The sequence below is a fragment of the Cutibacterium sp. LaCa_255 genome (assembly GCF_057458005.1).
Genome location: NZ_CP190956.1, coordinates 196716 through 212443, shown reverse-complemented (window position 1 = coordinate 212443; position 15728 = coordinate 196716). Strand labels below are relative to the sequence as shown.

Genomic DNA, 15728 nt, shown 5'->3' with positions numbered 1-15728 from the left:
TAACTCAGCCTCCAAGGAGGTGACGAGGTGGATCGTGGGGGTGGTCGTCACGGCCTCGAAGTCGCTGGCGAAGCTGATGGCGACGGTTGGGGCGAGATGGCCAGTCCCACGTGGCGACCTACCTGTACTGACCGGAGAAGTTGATTGATTTGCTGATGTGGCAAATTCTCTTGCTGGGTCGACACGCGTACTGGTCTCATAGAAGCTCATCGTCGGTCGGGAGAGGTGCAACATGAGACTTTCAGCGAGTCGGGTCGTTCAGGGCGTTGTCGTGGGGGTCGGCGCGACGGCAGTGATGGACCTGACGGCGGAGGTGTTGCGGCGTACTCGTGGTACTGGCTCGCTGGATTACGCCTTGGTCGGGCGCTGGCTCGGGCACATGCCCGCTGGCCGATTTCGACATGAGTCGATCATGACGGCCGAACCTGTTCCAAGTGAGAGGGCCTTGGGTTGGGGTGCTCACTACACGATTGGTTCTGGCTTCGCGGTGGCCTTGGCGTTTGCCGACTCAAAATGGCTGGATGATCCGCGGTTCGTGCCGGCTGTCTCGATGGGACTGGCAACAGTGGGCGCCCCATGGTTCGTGATACAGCCGGCGTTCGGTTTCGGCGTGGCGGCATCGAAGACTCCCAGCCCGTCGCAGGCGCGGCTCGGCAGTCTGCGGGCTCACAGCGCCTACGGGATCGGCCTGTGGCTCTCCGGCGTGGCACTCAAGCAGATCCGGCAGCGCATGACGGCGTGACATTGCCAGATGCGGGGTCAGCGACGTGGACGCGCTGCCCCTGAAGGCCCAGCAAGCTGAGGATCTCGACTGGTCCACGCCCGGTGCTGCCAAACCAGTGAGCGGTGCGCGTGTCGAACTCTGCCGCCTGGCCGGGCAGCAGGACCGAGTCGTGGTCACCCACGATCAGCCGCAGCTCGCCAGACAAGATGTACATCCATTCGTGCCCCTCGTGCCGCGTCAGCCTTGGAGCGTCCTTCGTGGCGGGGATGACCATTTTGAGTGCCTGTTGGGGGCCCGGGATGTGTGACAACGGGATAACCGTCATCCCGTTGCGGCGGACTGGCCGGGGGTGGACCCGCGGGTCTCCTATCGGGGGCGCTCCGACAAGGTCATCGAGCGGCAGCCCGAAAGTCTGAGCCAGCGGCAGCAGCAGTTCCAGGGGTGGTTTGCGACCGCCAGATTCCAGTCGCGAGAGGGTCGAGACGGAGATTCCCGTCATTCGTGACAGGTCATCCAGAGTCATGCGGCGAGCGGTCCGGACACTGCGCAGGCGTCGTCCCACGCCCCCGAGAACGTCTTCCATCGCCTGCTCCCACTTCCAGTAGAGGGGTCTGTGTCACACGCCAACGCTGCGTTGACTCCACGCCATCGTCTCAAAGTCGCCCAGCTCGTCGTCGAGGACGGGTGGCCAATCAGCAAGGTCGCCGCCCGGTTCCAAGTCTCCAAGGTGTATTGACCGGACACGTTAGTTGTCGTGAGTCCGCGATCGTCTGAAGTCAGTGGTAAGCCACTCCTGAATGGAGGCGGCGGGAAAGTCGGGCATGGTGGCATCGAGAGGCGCGGCCTGAGAAGCGGCATCCTGGACGCGGTCGAGGCGGAACAGCCGCCAGTCTGCCCGCTGAGTGTCGTAGGCAATGAGGTACCAGATTCCCTCGCGCACGACCGCCGCTGACGCGTCTGCTCCACCCGCTTCCAGGACGAGTAGGCCCGTGGCGAGGGTACAGACCTCGTCGGCGTCCAGCAGGAGCGGCGGGATCTTGACGCCCGTCACGAGCCGATAGGTGCCACCGGGCCCGGGGCGCGGAGCGGATGTCGTACCCAAGGGAGCGCAACCGGGCGATGTCACGGCGGACGGTCCGGTCAGCGATGTCGAGGTGCTGCGCGAGCTCCGATGCGGTCCAGTCACGCCCGGTCTGCAAGAGGGACAGCAGGAGCAGCGCGCGATGAAGGGGTCTCCATGCGGCCATTGTCGCCCGAAACGAGGACAAGAACAGGCCGGATCTGTGGCTAGCGTCGCTGAACGAGACCCTTTGAAAGGAGACTCACGTGCGAATCGCGGTCACGACCCCGACGGGCCACGTCGGGCGCCACGTCACCACCATGCTGATCCGAGTCGGAGTGCGCCCGCTGCTCTTGGCCCGGAGCCCCAAGAACGTCCCCGGGCGGTACGGGACCACGCCGATGTCGTCGAAGCCGACTCCACCGACCCCGATCAGGTCAGGGCGGCGACGCGGGGCGTGGACGCGATCTATTGGGTGGATCCCAGCGTGATGTCACCCGACCCCCTCGCGAACTATGCCCTGGCCACACAGGCACTGGTGGAGGCGGCCACTGCCAACGCAATCGGCCGCGTCGTATTCCAAAGCAGCGTCGGCGCCGAGAAGCGTCACGGCGCCGGCGAGATCGACGGTCTCGCGGGCACCGAGGTCGCACTGGATGCACTCGACGGGGATGTCACCCACCTGCGCTGCGGCTACTTCTTCACCAACCTGCTCCTCGACGTCAACGCCGTCCGGCAGGGGCGCCTGACGACAGTCCTGCCGCCGGACAAGCCCATGGCCTGGGCGGCCCCGCGCGACATCGCCGAGGTCGCCAGCCTCACCCTGCTCAACACCCAGTGGCACGGCCACCGAGTGCAAGCCGTCCACGGACCACAAGACCTGTCCTGGCGACAGGTGGCCCAGACCCTCACAGAGCAGGTCGGCCACACCGTGCACGTGGAGCAGATCAGCGATACCGCAATGCGCCAGAACTACCTCGCCGCCGGGATGCCGCCCATGATGGCCGACGCCGTCCTCGGCATGAGCACCGGACTACGCGACGACTTCCACCTCGAGCAGCCGCGAAACCTCACCACGACGACACCCACAACCCTGACCAGCTGGATCCACGACGAGCTCCTCCCTGCGCTCTGACCGACCAGACCAGTGACCAACCCCCGGCGGGCGGCTTCCTCGAGGAGGCCGCCCGCCCCCATGAGGAGAACCAGTGCCCCATGCCAACGCAGCTCTCACGCCCCGCCACCGGCTCATCGACGCCCGTCTGGTCGTTGACCAGGGCTGGCAGATTAGTGAGGTCGCTGCCCGATTCCAGGTGTCCTGACCGACTGTGAAGCGGTGGATAGACCGCTACCTAGCCGGCGAGCCGATGCAAGACTGCAGCTCACGCCCGCACTCTTCGCCGAACAAGACCAGTCAGAAGACCACTCGGCGCTGCATCACCTTGCGGCTGCGCTTGCGGGAGGGGCCGGTGCAGTTGTCCTGCCCTAGGTGCACTGACCGGACACGTTGATCAACCTACAGGGTTGACCTTGCCGTTACGTCAATGTTTAGCGTCCAAGGCATGACAATCACGATGCTCGACAGCGCCGCAGGCATGCGCGCCATGCTCCACAGCTCCCCTGGCCAGTGGCCGGAGGCGGCACGCCGGTTGTGGGAGCCGATGGCCGGCATGTACTTCTTCATTCCTGGTGGTCCCGACATGGCCGCAGTTCACGGGCAGAACTTCGGCTTCGGGTCGGGTGCTCCGCGCCAGGAAATGGTCGATGCCCTCCACCGGTTGGAGCAGGCCGACGCTTGGGGCCGCATAGAGCAGTCCCTCACGCAGGGCACTCAGGACTTGGGGACGGCCTGTCCTGGGGCGACGATTCCCGACCTGACGGTGCTGCTGGTCCTGGGTGATCCCACCAATCGGCACTTCGTGGATGAGATCCGTGGCCTGTCGGCCTTCGGCGGTATCAGTGGCTACATCGCGATCACGGTCTGGCCCACGGACGAGGTCGTCGACCGGCTGGAAGCGATCGCGCTGCACGAGCTTCACCACAACGTGCGCTACTCGCCCGGTGGCATCGTGTGGAACCCGCAGACCGTCACGGTTGGGGAGCACGTCGTCGCGGAGGGGCTGGCCGACCTGTTCGCTGCCCAGTCCTATGGACGGCGCGGCTACACGCACTTCGTCACCGATCACACCCGCCGCAGCGACGACGTTCTGCGCAAGGTCGTCAAGGGTCTGGACGTGACAGGAATGCAAGACTTCGCCGCCTGGGTCCTCGGCGACGCGAGCGCTCGCCTGTTCGGTTCCACGCCGGTCGGACTGCCCACCGGCGCTGGATACGCGGCCGGGGCCCGCATTGCCCAGGCTTACCTGGAAGCGACCGGCCGCAAGGCAGCCGAGTGTGTCACCACGCCGGCTTCCGAGATCCTCGACGTCGCCCTGCCACAATTGGGCCTGCCGCGACACAAGTGCTGACAGGAGGAGCGCGATGGTGGAGTGGACTGTCCGCGAACTCGCGGACCGGGCTGGCATCAGCCCACGGGCCCTGCGCCACTACCACCAGATCGGTCTCCTGGTCCCGGACCGGATCGGCGCCAACGGCTACCGCCACTACGGACCCACCGCAGTCGCGCGACTCCAACGGATCCTGCTGCTGCGTAATGCCGGCCTGTCCCTGACCGACATCAAGGCGGTGCTGGCTGACGAGGCTGACCATGGTGTCGAAGTCGAAGCTCTCGAAGCTCACCTGACCCGGCTACGCCGGGACCAGGATGCCCTTGCGAGGCGCATCGCTGCGGTCGAGCACACCTTGGTGATGCGTCGCGCAGGTCGACAGCCCCGGGTGGACATGGTGCTCGAAGGGTTCAACGACCGTTACGAGGACGAGGTCGCCCAGCGGTGGGGCCGCGAGGTGTTTGAGCAGTCGAACCGCTGGTGGCACGCCAAGAGCATCGACCAGCAACGACAGTTCCAGGCCGACGCCGAAGGGCTCCTGGCTCGTTGGGGCGAGCTGTATGACCAAGGAATCGCCCCAACAGACACGACCGCCCAAGACCACGCAGCGGTTCACACAGCCTGGTTCGCCCAGATCCCCGGCACCCCCGCCCATGTGGGGGACACCGCCAAGACACGCGCCATGCTCCACGGCATGGCCAACCTCTACGCCACCAGCTCTGACTTCCATCCCGCCTTCGGCGGCGCCGAAGCCGCCGCGTTCGCCGCCCAGGCACTGCACCGCTACACCGACGAGCACTACCCGAAGTGAGCCTGGGCGAGCGCGGGGCTCGTCCAGAAAGCTTGCACATGTCCCACGCCAATGCCGCGCCGCCGCCTGCTCGTCGCTCGTCTCGTCGTCGAGGACGGCTGGCTGGTCGGTGAGGTCGCTGCCCGGTTCCAGGTTTCCTGGCCGACCGTGAAGCGTTGGGCCAACCACTACCGGGCAGTCCATGCAGGACAGGTCATCCCGGCCGCACCGCTTGCCGAACAAGACCAGCCCGCAGACCGCCCGGCCTGTGTCGGCCTGCGGCTTCGTCTGCGTGAGGGGCCGGTGCAGCTCGCGTGCCAGCTCAGGATCGCCCCGTCGACGGTCCACCGGATCCTGACAGACGCCCACTTGAACCGTCTGTCGCATGTCGACCGGACAACGGGTGAGCTGGTGCGGTGCTACGAGCATGACTGCCCTGGGGTGATGTTGCACGGTGATGTGGAGAAGCTCGGCAGCATCTTTGAGGGCGGGGGATGGCGCTACGTCGGCCGGCGCCAGGGCGAGAAGAATCGGGTGGCCGCACCGCGCAAGCCCCGCAACAAGTACCGGGATCCGTTGATGGGCGGGGCTTTCGTTCACACTGTGATCGGCGGTCACTCCCGTGTCGGCTATGCCGAGGTCTACGATGATGAAACTGCTGTAACTGCGATCGCTGTGCTGGTGAGGGCGGTCGAGTGGTTCAACACCGGAGGTGTCGCCGTCGAGCGGGGCCTGTCGGACAACGGTGGCGTCTATCGTTCACACCTGTGGTGAGACACCTGCGCAGAGTTCGGCATCAAGCACAAGCCCACCAGGCTGTGTCGGCCGCAGACCAATGGAAAGGTGGGGCCCTTTCACCGCACTCTGGCTGACGGCTGGGCCTCCATCCGCTGCTATACCTCCGAGACCGAACGGCGCGGCGAGCTTCATGGCTGGTTGCATTTCGACAACCATCATCGGCCCCACACAGCTTGCGGGAACCAGCCTCCCTTCTCACGATTGACCAATATCTCCAGTCAGGGCACCAGTCACGGACGCGACCGGGGCAGGTGAAACCGAGGATGATGCCGATGCGTGGAGTCGCGGACATGGGATCCTCCGATCGGGAAGCCCGGCTGATTGACGCTTCAATCGTCATCATGGGCAGGCTCCGCCGCGGCGACCGGTTCACGGACAGCTCTGCACCTGTCCCACGACCCATCCAGCCGACTGGTAGGCGACCTTCCGAAGGTTGACGTGCCGGGAGGCCCGGTCCGTCGACTCGACGACGGTGACGGGGATCGCCGCACACCTGTCCATCCACATGCGCGTGCGTGTGACGTGCGGGGGATCGGTGAGCACCACGGCGTCGGACCAGTGATGACGCGCCGCCAGGTCACGCAGGGTCGCCGCCTCACCTCGGGTGGTGTACGGGTCGGGCACCAGGCAGATGACCTTCCAATGGGGGGACGGGTCGCAGAAATCCTTGCGGTACTCCTCGCCGGTCCTCGGGTCGACGCTGATGGTCACGACGAGTGTCGAGGCCCCCGTACGGCGCATGAGGTTACGGGCCTGGGCCATGTGGAAATCCGCCGGTCCGATGGCGTAGACAACGTCAGTCCTCCTCGGGACCGGCTCGAGGCGTGGCCGAAGGACCCCGATTGCCAGCGGCACCTCCGCGACCACGAGCAGGACAAGCACCCCAACGACGACAGGCCACCACCGACGACCCGATCGACTCACGCTACCCATTTTCACCCATCGGGCAAATCATCGACCAGCACCGCCGTGACGACGGACGTTGGTACAGGATTTTCATCCGTTTTGGCGCAACGCGACCCTGAGCGCCAAAACCTGGGCCGCCGAATAGTAGGGTGCGCGCCATGGATGCCCAACTGATCGCCCGATGGCAATTCGGGATCACGACGGTCTACCACTTCTTCTTCGTCCCGATCACGATCGCGCTGTCGATGCTCGTGGCAGTGATGCAGACGGTGTGGCTCAAGACCCGTAACGACCGTTATCTTCGCCTGACCAAGTTCTACGGCAAGCTCTTCCTCATCAACTTCGCCCTCGGCGTCGTCACCGGAATCGTGCAGGAGTTCCAGTTCGGTATGAACTGGTCGGAGTACTCGCGATTCGTCGGCGACATCTTCGGCGCCCCGCTGGCCCTCGAGGCCCTCCTCGCCTTCTTCATGGAGTCGACCTTCATCGGCCTGTGGATCTTCGGGTGGGACAAGCTCCCCAAGGGAGTCCACCTGGCCTGCATCTACCTGACCGCCCTTGGCACCATGGTTTCCGCGGTGTTCATCCTCGCGGCCAACTCGTGGATGCAGAACCCCGTGGGTGCCACATACAACCCCGCCACCCATCGCGCCGAGTTGACCGATTTCGGTGCCGTTCTCACCAACCCGGTCTTCAAGGCAACCTTCCTTCACCAGATTTCCGCGTCCTACATGGTCGCAGGTGCCCTCATCGCCGCAATCGCCTTCTGGCACCTGGCCAAGGTCGCCAGGGGTCGCGCCACCTCTCAGATTTCTGACGCCGAGGAGGCCGAGACCGTGCGCACCTGGCGTTGGGCCTCGAAGTTCGGCGCCTGGGTCCTCATCGTCGCCTGCGTCGGCATCGTGCTGAGCGGTGACTACCAGGGCAAGGTCATGACCGACGCCCAGCCCATGAAGATGGCCGCTGCCGAAGGCGCCTACGAGACGACCTCGGACTTCTCGGTGCTGACCATCGGCAACCAGGACGGCTCCGAAGAGGTGTGGGCCATCAAGATCCCCGGCATGCTCGGCTTCCTCGGCAACGGCAAGTGGGGTTCAGAGATCAAGGGCATCAACGAGCTCAAGAACTACCAGGTTCATGAGTACACCTACCACCGCAAGGACGGGACGCAGACCTCTCTGCAGTCCTCCTACCAGGATGCGCTGCGCCAGAAGATCGACGCCAACGGTATCAAGTTGGAGCCGAACATCCCGGTTTCCTACTGGACCTTCCGCATCATGATCACCCTCGGCATGATCGGCGGCCTCGTCGGCCTCATCATGCTCATCGCGATGCGCGGTGACCGCAACCCGAAGCCGCACGGCTGGCTGACCTTCTTCATGATCTGCCTGCCGCTGTTGCCGCTGTTCGGCAACTCCTTCGGCTGGATCTTCTCCGAGATGGGACGGCAGCCCTGGATCGTCGCGGGTGTGCTGCCCACCACGGCGGCTGTCTCACCCGGTGTCTCCGCCGGCAGCGTGCTCTTCTCGACCATCGTCTACACGGCGGTGTACGGCATTTTGGCCGTCGTCGAGGTGAGTCTGTTCTGGAAGACCCTCAAGAAGGGCCTGCCTGAACTGCCAGAACGTCGTCAACCTGCTGTCGAGGGCGAGGACACTCCGCTGTCCTTCGCATACTGAGGAGGTCACCGACATGCTTCCTGTGCTTGAAACTGCTGCTCATTCGCCCCTGACGATCGTCTGGTTCATCCTGATCACCGTCCTGTGGGTTGGATTCTTCTTCCTCGAAGGCTTCGACTTCGGTGTCGCCATGCTGCTTCCCTTCATGGGACGTGACGACAAGGACCGTCGCCTCATGGTCAACACCATCGGCCCGACCTGGGACGGCAACGAGGTGTGGCTACTCACCGCTGGTGGTGCCACCTTCGCGGCTTTCCCCGGCTGGTACGCGACGATGTTCTCCGGCCTCTACCTGCCGCTGCTGCTGGTGCTGCTCGGCCTCATCATCCGTGGTGTCTCCTTCGAGTACCGCTCGAAGCACCCGTCCTCGAAGTGGCGCAACACCTTTGACTGGATGGCCACCATCGGATCCTTCCTGCCCACCTTGGTGCTCGGCGTCGGCTTCGCGAACTTCGTCCGCGGCCTGGCCGTCGGTCCGCACCCGACTCCTGACGGTGGCGTCGCCCCGCTGGTGACAACCTCCTTCTGGGGCCTGTTCACCCCGTTCGCCCTCATCGGCGGCATCCTGTTCGTGGTGCTTTTCTGCGCCCACGGGGCCAACTTCGTCGCCCTCAAGACGCTGGGTGACATGCACGACCGGGCTCGCAAGACTTCGGCCAAGCTGGGGTGGATCGCGACCGCCGTTGCTCTGGTGTGGGCCCTGATGTTCAACATCATGTACGTCACCAACGACGGACGCCAGGTGCTGACCTGGATCCTCGGCCTGCTCGTCGTCGTGCTGCTGGCTGCCGGTTCGACCGTCGTCGCCAAGGGACGCGAGGGCTTGGCCTTCCTGTGCACCGGTCTGGGTATCGCCCTCATGATCGTTGCCTCCATGATCGCCATGTACGGCAATCTCGGCTATCGCCCGTCGGGGATCCCCTTCGACATGTGGATCGCCTCGTCGACGCCGTACACCCTGAAGATCATGACGATCAGCGCCTGCATCTTCGTGCCGATCGTGCTGGCCTACCAGATCTGGAGCTACTGGGTGTTCCGCAAGCGCCTCACCCGCGAGGCCATTCCGGACACTGCGGTGGCCGCCTGATCCGTGGCGGCTCCGCTCGACCCGCGCCTGGTTCGCCGGGCGCGGGCCACTCTTCCCTTCCTCGCAGGTCTGTGCGTGGTGGGCGTGGCCACGGCCGTGCTCATCCTCGCACAGGCCTGGTTGCTGTCCCGTGGTGTCTCGTCGGTCTTCGCCACCCATCATCTCGACGGCGTGGCGATGTGGTGCGGGCTGCTCGCCGCGGTGTTCTGTGGTCGAGCTTGCCTCGCCTGGCTGCAAGAATCCCTGGCTCATCGAGCTTCAGCGTCAGTCAAGTCGCAATTGCGACGCGACATCCTGAGCGCCAGATTGTCGCGTCCCACCGATGCGACGATGCCGTCGGGAACCCTCATCAATCTGGTGACGACGGGTCTTGACGCCCTGGACGGGTACTACTCGAAGTATCTGCCGCAGCTCGTGCTGGCCGTCATCGTTCCGGTGGTGTTGGCCACCGCAATCGGCTTTCAGGACATCAAGAGCCTGATCATCGTCGTCGTGACGATCCCCCTCATCCCCCTCTTCATGGCCCTCATCGGTTGGCGCACTGAGGCGGCCGTGGCGAAACGGTTCAAGGTCGCCACCCGACTCGCCAACCACTTCGCCGACCTGGTCGCCGGCCTGCCCACCCTGCAGGTCTTCGGACGGGCTCGCGCCCAGCTCGAGGGCCTGCGCCGCACCGAGGCGGCCAACCGCGACGAGACGATGCGCACCCTGCGCATCAGCTTCCTGTCCTCCTTCGCCCTCGAGTTGCTGGCGACCCTGTCGGTGGCCTTGGTGGCCGTCACCGTCGGTTTCCGGGTGGCTGCCGGTGGCATGGATCTGCACACCTCCCTGTTCATCCTCATCCTCGCCCCCGAGGTCTTCCTGCCGGTGCGGCAGGTGGGCGCCCTCTTCCACGACGCCGCCGACGGGATGGCCGCTGCCGAGGTGTCCTTCGGTCTCATCGAGTCGGGACGACCGATGGATTACGACGGCGACGTCGACATGCCCTCACCGAGGGATGTTCCGGTGGTCGTCAGTGGGTTGACTCACACCTACGAGGGCGCCGATCGCCCAGCGCCGGATGGGTTGTCCCTGCGGATTGATCCAGGGAACCTCGTCGCCCTGGTCGGACACTCCGGTGGTGGCAAGACGACCGCCCTGTCATGCCTGTTGGGATTCATCGACCCCGATTCCGGGTCGATCCGGTGTGGCGATGTGGAATTGGTCGGAGCCAACGAGTCCGTCTGGCAGGCGTGGCGTCGTCAGTTGGCCTATGTGCCCCAGGCTCCCGCAATGATGGCCGGGACGGTGGCGCAGAATGTACAGCTGGGATACCCAGAAGCCCCCGACGCCGTGCTTCGCGATGCCCTGAATCGTTGTGGTGCCGTGTCCATCCCGCTGGACAAGCGGGTTGACGACGACGCCGAGGGTTTGTCGGCCGGCGAGCGACGTCGCGTCGCCCTGGCACGTGCCCTGGTCAGAGTCGAACAGGCCGGGGCCGGTTTGCTAGTCCTCGACGAGCCAACCGCAGGTCTCGATGCCACCACCGAGGCCACGGTCCTTGACGCGGTGCGAGCCTCGGGAGCGTCAGTGCTCGTCGTGACCCATCGTCGCAACGTCATCGAGGCAGCTGACACGGTCGTCGAGCTCTCGGCGGAGGTGGACGCATGAACACGCGAACCACCCAACTACTCACGAGTCTCCTTAAGGACGTCCCGCGCGGCCGTTGGTTGCTCGTGCTCTCCACCGTGCTCGCCGCTTGCGCATCGGGCGCATCGGTGGCCCTCATGGGTGTCTCGGCATGGTTGCTGTCACGGGCCGCGGAGATGCCGCCAGTGCTGTATCTGGAGGCCGCGGCTGTCGGGGTGCGGTTCTTCGGTATCTCCCGAGGAGTGTTCCGTTACGCCGAACGTCTCATCGGCCATGACCTGGCCCTACGGATGCAGGGGGCGCTACGGATGCGGGTCTACGACCGGCTGTCGCGCACCACCCTGCTGGGACGTCGCCGGGGTGACCTGCTAGTGCGGGTTACTGCCGACGTCGACGCGGTGTTGGACATGGTCGTGCGGGTGATCGTTCCGGCGTGCGCGTCAAGCCTCGTCATCATTGGCACGACGGTCCTGCTGGCCCGGTTCTCATTGGCTTCGGCTGCGGTTCTACTGCTGTCGGCCCTACTGGCGGCCGTCGTCATGCCGGCGATCACCCAACACCTGTCCCGGGCTGCCGACTCCTCCTTGGTGCCGCTGCGTGGTCAGTTGGCCGACCGCACTCGCGAGTTGGCCCATTGCGCTCCTGACCTCGTTGCCTATGGGGCTCAGGACGCCATCCTGGCCGACGTGCTGGAGGTCGACTCCCGGCTGCGAGCGGCAGAGCGCAAGGCAGCCTGGGGACGCGGGCTCGGCACGGCCGGACAGATCCTGGCAGCCGGTCTGGCCGTCGTCTCCGCTCTGTGGATCGGTGGCAATGCGGTTGCGGACGGCCAGATTGGGGGACGGACGCTGGCCGTGCTGGTCCTGACCCCACTGGCCCTCCACGAGGTGTTCGGTGCCTTCACCGGGGCTGCCCAGACCCACACCCGGGCCAAGGCAGCACTACTGCGGGTCGTCGAGGTGTTGGACGCCCCGCAAGTCGGGACAGGAGACTCCCCCACCGCCGGGGCATCTGAGGAGGAGCCCTCCCTCGTCATCGACGGATTGACGGTCGGGTGGCCGGGTGGCCACCCCGTGCTGTCCGATGTGAATCTGACGGTTGCTGCCGGGGAGTCGGTGGCCGTCGTCGGGCGGTCGGGTATCGGCAAGACGACCCTCGCCGCAACCATCATGGGACTCATCCCGCCGCTGGCCGGTTCCGTGACGACGACCGGACGGGTGCGGTACCTGGCCCAGAACGCTCATGTCTTCGCAACCTCGATCAGCGAGAACGTGCGCATCGGGTGCAGGGACGCCACCGAGTCGGAGGTCGTCACGGCCTTGGGCCGAGCCGGATTGACCATCCCGCCAGAAAGAGTCGTGGCCGAAGACGGCGGGACCTTGTCCGGTGGCGAGGCACAAAGACTCGCCTTGGCTAGGGTGCTCGTCAGCCACGACACATCCGAAGACCCTTCGGCCCATGATGTCCTCATCCTCGACGAGCCGAGTGAGCACCTCGACGTCGAGACGGCCACCGCCATCATGGATGACCTGTGGGCGTCCACCCCCAAAGCCGCCAAACTTGTCATCACCCACGACCCCGCTGTCATGGCCCGGTGTGACCGAGTGTGGCACATCAGGTGACGGCGCTGGTCCAGCCGTCCGCATCCTCGTCACAGGCCACGCCACCCCGCCAGCCAACCGTGCCCACCGAGGCGCCGCGTTATCCCCGACCCCTGCCGTGGAAATCCGGTGCACAAAACCCAGCATTACCACCTTAACTGGCATGAGACCCAACTCCCTACCGATTTACCACACACGTCGGTTGCCAAGTCCAAATGCCAGTGGCACGAGCGTCGCAGCAGCCGATGACTAGTCAGCAACGACAGATCAGCATCGGTTTTCTGCGACACGATCCGCCGTCAAGAAAACAACTCACAGGGTGACCCGACCCCACGGCTGCTCAATCGGCATCCGCGCCGAAATGTTGCCGAACTCTCCGAGTCGGAATCACGAGGGCAAGCACCCCGAGGACAACCGAGGAAATAATCCATCCCTGGCTCACGCATCCCGATGGACTAGACACTGACCAGTTCCACCAGGTTTCGCCGTCGTAGCTGCGACCCACTAGGAGGCCAACGAAGAAATACGCGATGGAAGGCAGTGAGGCCAGACTGCGCGGCATCCAGCGGGCCGCGACCATCGTGATGCCAAGGAGTATCGGAACATCGCGAACAACACTGGCATTTCCTGGCCCGCCGAGGAGCCCCAGCAGCATGATCGCTGACATCGCTACCCCCAAGCTGGCGTCAAGAATCCCCGTGCCACGCAAGGATCTGTCCTCGACAGTCAGATCAGCCCGAGCAAGACCGACAGCGTAGATAATCGCAAGTACCAGGCCGAACACGTTGTTCAACACCATCACCGCACTGATACTGCCGAAAATGGGAGGCACGGCCACCTCCCCCGGGTCAGTGAGAGTACACACCGTCGCGAGGACACCGGTCACGGCAAGCTGGAATCCCGCCATCCGATTGCGGAACCAGTACCTCACCGAGGACACCCACGCAGGTATTCCTGCATCTTCCGTATTGCACTGGCTTGAACCGCGGCGTCCTTGGTCCGCATTTGTGTGGCCCAAGCAGAATCATCTGCCGCTACCCCCGCCTGCGTAACCTCAACGCCAGCCGCATGCGCCACTTGCCGCAGCCACGCGTCAATACGACCGCTGTACTGGATGATCTCGATGGGCCGAGTCCCCTCGTCATCTGGGGTCGAACAGAACGGACTTCCCGTAGCTGCCGCGAGGCGGGTAACGACTTCCGACTCTCCCGTCATCCCTGAGGCAACGCTAAGATTGACGACGTCCGTGCGTCCTGGAAGGGCCTGCTCGGAATACACATCCGGGAGAGTTATTCCGGCACGCCTCCAGATTGGAAATACACGCTTGGCGCTTGCCTCGATCGTCGTCCGCTCAGATTCGTGCTCCGGGAGCAGACACAGGTCGATACCCACGTCGTCTACCGCGTGGCACTTCACGACAGTTTCACGCGCAAGGGTCGGAAAGGCGTCGAGGCCTCTGACCTGGACGGCGCCGACGATGAACCCCATGACGAGGGCCAACACTCCCAGGCACAGAACCAGCCAGCGTCCACGCCGTGCCACCCGGGCCGATGCAGCGATGACACCTCCGACCAGAAGACCAAGCTGAACAGCCAGGGTTCCTGTCACGACGACCGGATTCAGTGTCTGCGTGATGGTACAGCAGCTCATCCACGTGCCAGTGAGGTGACGGAGCCAGTAAATCGACATCCCAGGCGGGAAAATCATCCACGCGACGGGTACCGCCAGAGCCAATGGCGCGGCCACGGCAACGGGCAGCCAGATCCCCAACGCGACCCCGACAACCGTCCAGGACCACACCGACAACAAGGTCACGCCGAGGATGGCCCACCCCAAAGGATGGGAGGCAAATCCATGCTTGACCATGAAGATCACCGTCAGCACGGTAGTTACTGCCGCCGAAGCTACTATGGGCCCCGCCAACACACGCCACCACGGCCTCACTCGGTTACCCGTAAGGGCAACAGCTTTAAGTCGTCTACCCTCCAAAGCACCCGCAAAAGCACATAGCCCATTGGCGACCACGACCCTGGCCGTGTCCTGAACCACCTGGGCAAGCCAGTACGGCTCGCTAGAAGCATTCTGGTCGACCATGATGAACACGAGCGCGACGAGAGGTGCCAGCCAGATCCCAGGCGCAGTTCGCAGTCGTGTCGTAAACCTCATTCGCCGGTCACCAGTCCCAGATAAGCCGCCTCAGCACGATGCTGCGAATCCTCCGGCGCGAGATCGAGGAACTCGTGAGGAGTCCCATCAAAGACAACGCGCCCCGAGAACAAGACAATCACCCTGTCGTACCCGTCGGCAAGATCATCAACCTGATGAGTTGAGACAACGGTGACCCGGTCATCTGGAATCCGCTCAAGAACCTCACGAAAACGCATTCGCTGAGCCGGGTCGAGCCCAGCAGTCGGCTCATCGAGCAGCAATACTTCTGGCTGTCCAACGAGGACCTGAGCCAAGCCCACCCGGCGCAGCTGGCCACCCGAGATCTGGGAGGAGCGCTCGTCGGCCTTCTCCATCAGATCGACGTCTTCAATCACCCGCTCAGCCTTGACGGAAGCCTCACGAACGCTCAATCCCCTGAGCCACCCGCAGTACGTCACCTGCTCGCGCACTGTCAGCCCCGGCATGGGCCGGACGGCCTGGCCCATGAATCCCACGCGACGACGCAACGTCCGAGACGAAGCCTTAACGGTTCCCAACGTGATCTTCCCTGACTGAGGCACCGTGACTCCCGAACACAGCGCAAACAGGGTGGACTTACCCGCCCCATTAGGACCAAGCAATGCCGTCCTACCCGGCGTGAACTCGATATTCACACCATGCAAGACTTCATGATTTCTCCGGTAGGAGAAAGAGACGTCACCGACGATCATGGCCACTAATTGTCAGTACTTAATGCGGAAGTCGTTGACCGAGACCGAAGCCTTCCCCCCGATACCGCGGATGACCACATGGTAGTCACCCTTGACTTGACGTCCCCAGTACAGCGATCCCGTCTTTG

Annotated in this window: 14 protein-coding genes and 4 pseudogenes; 11 read left to right on the top strand and 7 right to left on the bottom strand. The window is 64.4% G+C overall.

What is annotated here, in order from left to right:
- Positions 1 to 232 precede the first annotated feature (232 nt).
- On the top strand, positions 233 to 742 hold the full coding sequence (locus ACP8ML_RS00885) for a DUF2938 domain-containing protein (protein ID WP_486702984.1): 510 nt from the start codon (positions 233 to 235) through the stop codon (positions 740 to 742).
- Here the strand turns inward: ACP8ML_RS00885 and ACP8ML_RS00880 are convergent.
- Positions 711 to 1307, bottom strand: coding sequence for a helix-turn-helix domain-containing protein (locus ACP8ML_RS00880; RefSeq protein ID WP_117188175.1), 597 nt, complete (start codon positions 1305 to 1307; stop codon positions 711 to 713). The two genes, ACP8ML_RS00885 and ACP8ML_RS00880, sit on opposite strands and share 32 nt — an antisense overlap.
- Before the next feature lie 30 nt (positions 1308 to 1337).
- Between ACP8ML_RS00880 and ACP8ML_RS00875 the strand changes: the two are divergent.
- Positions 1338 to 1448, top strand: a pseudogene (locus ACP8ML_RS00875) (IS481 family transposase); the annotation flags it as partial.
- Positions 1449 to 1469: 21 nt separating this feature from the next.
- Here ACP8ML_RS00875 and ACP8ML_RS00870 read toward each other — a convergent pair.
- Positions 1470 to 1826 carry a WYL domain-containing protein gene (locus ACP8ML_RS00870; protein ID WP_212750673.1) on the bottom strand — a complete coding sequence of 119 codons (357 nt, stop codon included), beginning with the start codon at positions 1824 to 1826 and terminating at the stop codon, positions 1470 to 1472.
- 31 nt (positions 1827 to 1857) lie between these two features.
- Positions 1858 to 1971, bottom strand: a pseudogene (locus ACP8ML_RS00865) (transcriptional regulator); the annotation flags it as partial.
- Between ACP8ML_RS00865 and ACP8ML_RS00860 the strand changes: the two are divergent.
- The 5 genes and pseudogenes from ACP8ML_RS00860 to ACP8ML_RS00840 all read left to right on the top strand — a co-directional run bounded on the left by ACP8ML_RS00860 (position 1948) and on the right by ACP8ML_RS00840 (position 6074).
- Entirely contained in the window at positions 1948 to 2919 is a 972-nt protein-coding gene (locus tag ACP8ML_RS00860) for an NAD(P)H-binding protein (RefSeq protein ID WP_252906052.1), read from the top strand. The pseudogene ACP8ML_RS00865 and the gene ACP8ML_RS00860 overlap by 24 nt on opposite strands.
- Before the next feature lie 73 nt (positions 2920 to 2992).
- Positions 2993 to 3265, top strand: a pseudogene (locus ACP8ML_RS00855) (helix-turn-helix domain-containing protein); the annotation flags it as partial.
- 81 nt (positions 3266 to 3346) lie between these two features.
- Positions 3347 to 4252: a DUF2268 domain-containing putative Zn-dependent protease gene (locus ACP8ML_RS00850; protein ID WP_036975676.1), complete on the top strand. Its 906-nt coding sequence runs from the start codon at positions 3347 to 3349 to the stop codon at positions 4250 to 4252.
- Between the two features lie 13 nt (positions 4253 to 4265).
- Positions 4266 to 5042, top strand: coding sequence for a MerR family transcriptional regulator (locus ACP8ML_RS00845; protein WP_063279462.1), 777 nt, complete (start codon positions 4266 to 4268; stop codon positions 5040 to 5042).
- Positions 5043 to 5093: 51 nt separating this feature from the next.
- Positions 5094 to 6074, top strand: a pseudogene (locus ACP8ML_RS00840) (IS481 family transposase).
- Between the two features lie 114 nt (positions 6075 to 6188).
- Here ACP8ML_RS00840 and ACP8ML_RS00835 read toward each other — a convergent pair.
- Positions 6189 to 6752, bottom strand: coding sequence for a YdcF family protein (locus ACP8ML_RS00835; protein WP_016666758.1), 564 nt, complete (start codon positions 6750 to 6752; stop codon positions 6189 to 6191).
- 131 nt (positions 6753 to 6883) lie between these two features.
- On the opposite strand from ACP8ML_RS00835, the gene ACP8ML_RS00830 reads away from it, so the two are divergent.
- The 4 genes from ACP8ML_RS00830 (at position 6884) to cydC (ending at position 12742) form a co-directional block, all read left to right on the top strand.
- Positions 6884 to 8404 carry a cytochrome ubiquinol oxidase subunit I gene (locus ACP8ML_RS00830; protein WP_486702983.1) on the top strand — a complete coding sequence of 507 codons (1521 nt, stop codon included), beginning with the start codon at positions 6884 to 6886 and terminating at the stop codon, positions 8402 to 8404.
- Between the two features lie 13 nt (positions 8405 to 8417).
- Positions 8418 to 9491: a cytochrome d ubiquinol oxidase subunit II gene (gene cydB, locus ACP8ML_RS00825; protein ID WP_063279460.1), complete on the top strand. Its 1074-nt coding sequence runs from the start codon at positions 8418 to 8420 to the stop codon at positions 9489 to 9491.
- Positions 9492 to 9566: 75 nt separating this feature from the next.
- On the top strand, positions 9567 to 11141 hold the full coding sequence (cydD, locus tag ACP8ML_RS00820; protein ID WP_486703060.1) for a thiol reductant ABC exporter subunit CydD: 1575 nt from the start codon (positions 9567 to 9569) through the stop codon (positions 11139 to 11141).
- On the top strand, positions 11138 to 12742 hold the full coding sequence (gene cydC / locus ACP8ML_RS00815) for a thiol reductant ABC exporter subunit CydC (RefSeq protein ID WP_486702982.1): 1605 nt from the start codon (positions 11138 to 11140) through the stop codon (positions 12740 to 12742). Before cydD ends, cydC begins: the two co-directional genes overlap by 4 nt.
- Positions 12743 to 13061: 319 nt before the next feature.
- Here cydC and ACP8ML_RS00810 read toward each other — a convergent pair whose 3' ends face one another.
- The 3 genes from ACP8ML_RS00810 to ACP8ML_RS00800 are packed head-to-tail and all read right to left on the bottom strand — an operon-like array spanning position 13062 to position 15600.
- Entirely contained in the window at positions 13062 to 13652 is a 591-nt protein-coding gene (locus tag ACP8ML_RS00810; RefSeq protein ID WP_202726555.1) for a hypothetical protein, read from the bottom strand.
- A complete protein-coding gene (locus ACP8ML_RS00805) occupies positions 13649 to 14887 on the bottom strand; it encodes a DUF7224 domain-containing protein (RefSeq protein WP_486702981.1) in 1239 nt (412 codons plus the stop codon). Before ACP8ML_RS00805 ends, ACP8ML_RS00810 begins: the two co-directional genes overlap by 4 nt.
- A complete protein-coding gene (locus tag ACP8ML_RS00800) occupies positions 14884 to 15600 on the bottom strand; it encodes an ATP-binding cassette domain-containing protein (protein ID WP_069102934.1) in 717 nt (238 codons plus the stop codon). Before ACP8ML_RS00800 ends, ACP8ML_RS00805 begins: the two co-directional genes overlap by 4 nt.
- Between the last annotated feature and the right edge of the window lie 128 nt (positions 15601 to 15728).

Excerpts from the sequence above, each read along its gene's own strand:
- ACP8ML_RS00885 (WP_486702984.1), top strand. The coding sequence starts at position 233 with ATGAGACTTTCAGCGAGTCGGGTCGTTCAGGGCGTTGTCGTGGGGGTC.
- ACP8ML_RS00800 (WP_069102934.1), bottom strand. The coding sequence starts at position 15,600 with ATGATCGTCGGTGACGTCTCTTTCTCCTACCGGAGAAATCATGAAGTC.
- ACP8ML_RS00835 (WP_016666758.1), bottom strand. The coding sequence starts at position 6,752 with ATGGGTAGCGTGAGTCGATCGGGTCGTCGGTGGTGGCCTGTCGTCGTT.
- ACP8ML_RS00880 (WP_117188175.1), bottom strand. The coding sequence starts at position 1,307 with ATGGAAGACGTTCTCGGGGGCGTGGGACGACGCCTGCGCAGTGTCCGG.
- ACP8ML_RS00860 (WP_252906052.1), top strand. The coding sequence starts at position 1,948 with ATGAAGGGGTCTCCATGCGGCCATTGTCGCCCGAAACGAGGACAAGAA.
- cydC (WP_486702982.1), top strand. The coding sequence starts at position 11,138 with ATGAACACGCGAACCACCCAACTACTCACGAGTCTCCTTAAGGACGTC.
- ACP8ML_RS00850 (WP_036975676.1), top strand. The coding sequence starts at position 3,347 with ATGACAATCACGATGCTCGACAGCGCCGCAGGCATGCGCGCCATGCTC.
- ACP8ML_RS00805 (WP_486702981.1), bottom strand. The coding sequence starts at position 14,887 with ATGAGGTTTACGACACGACTGCGAACTGCGCCTGGGATCTGGCTGGCA.
- ACP8ML_RS00845 (WP_063279462.1), top strand. The coding sequence starts at position 4,266 with ATGGTGGAGTGGACTGTCCGCGAACTCGCGGACCGGGCTGGCATCAGC.
- cydB (WP_063279460.1), top strand. The coding sequence starts at position 8,418 with ATGCTTCCTGTGCTTGAAACTGCTGCTCATTCGCCCCTGACGATCGTC.
- ACP8ML_RS00830 (WP_486702983.1), top strand. The coding sequence starts at position 6,884 with ATGGATGCCCAACTGATCGCCCGATGGCAATTCGGGATCACGACGGTC.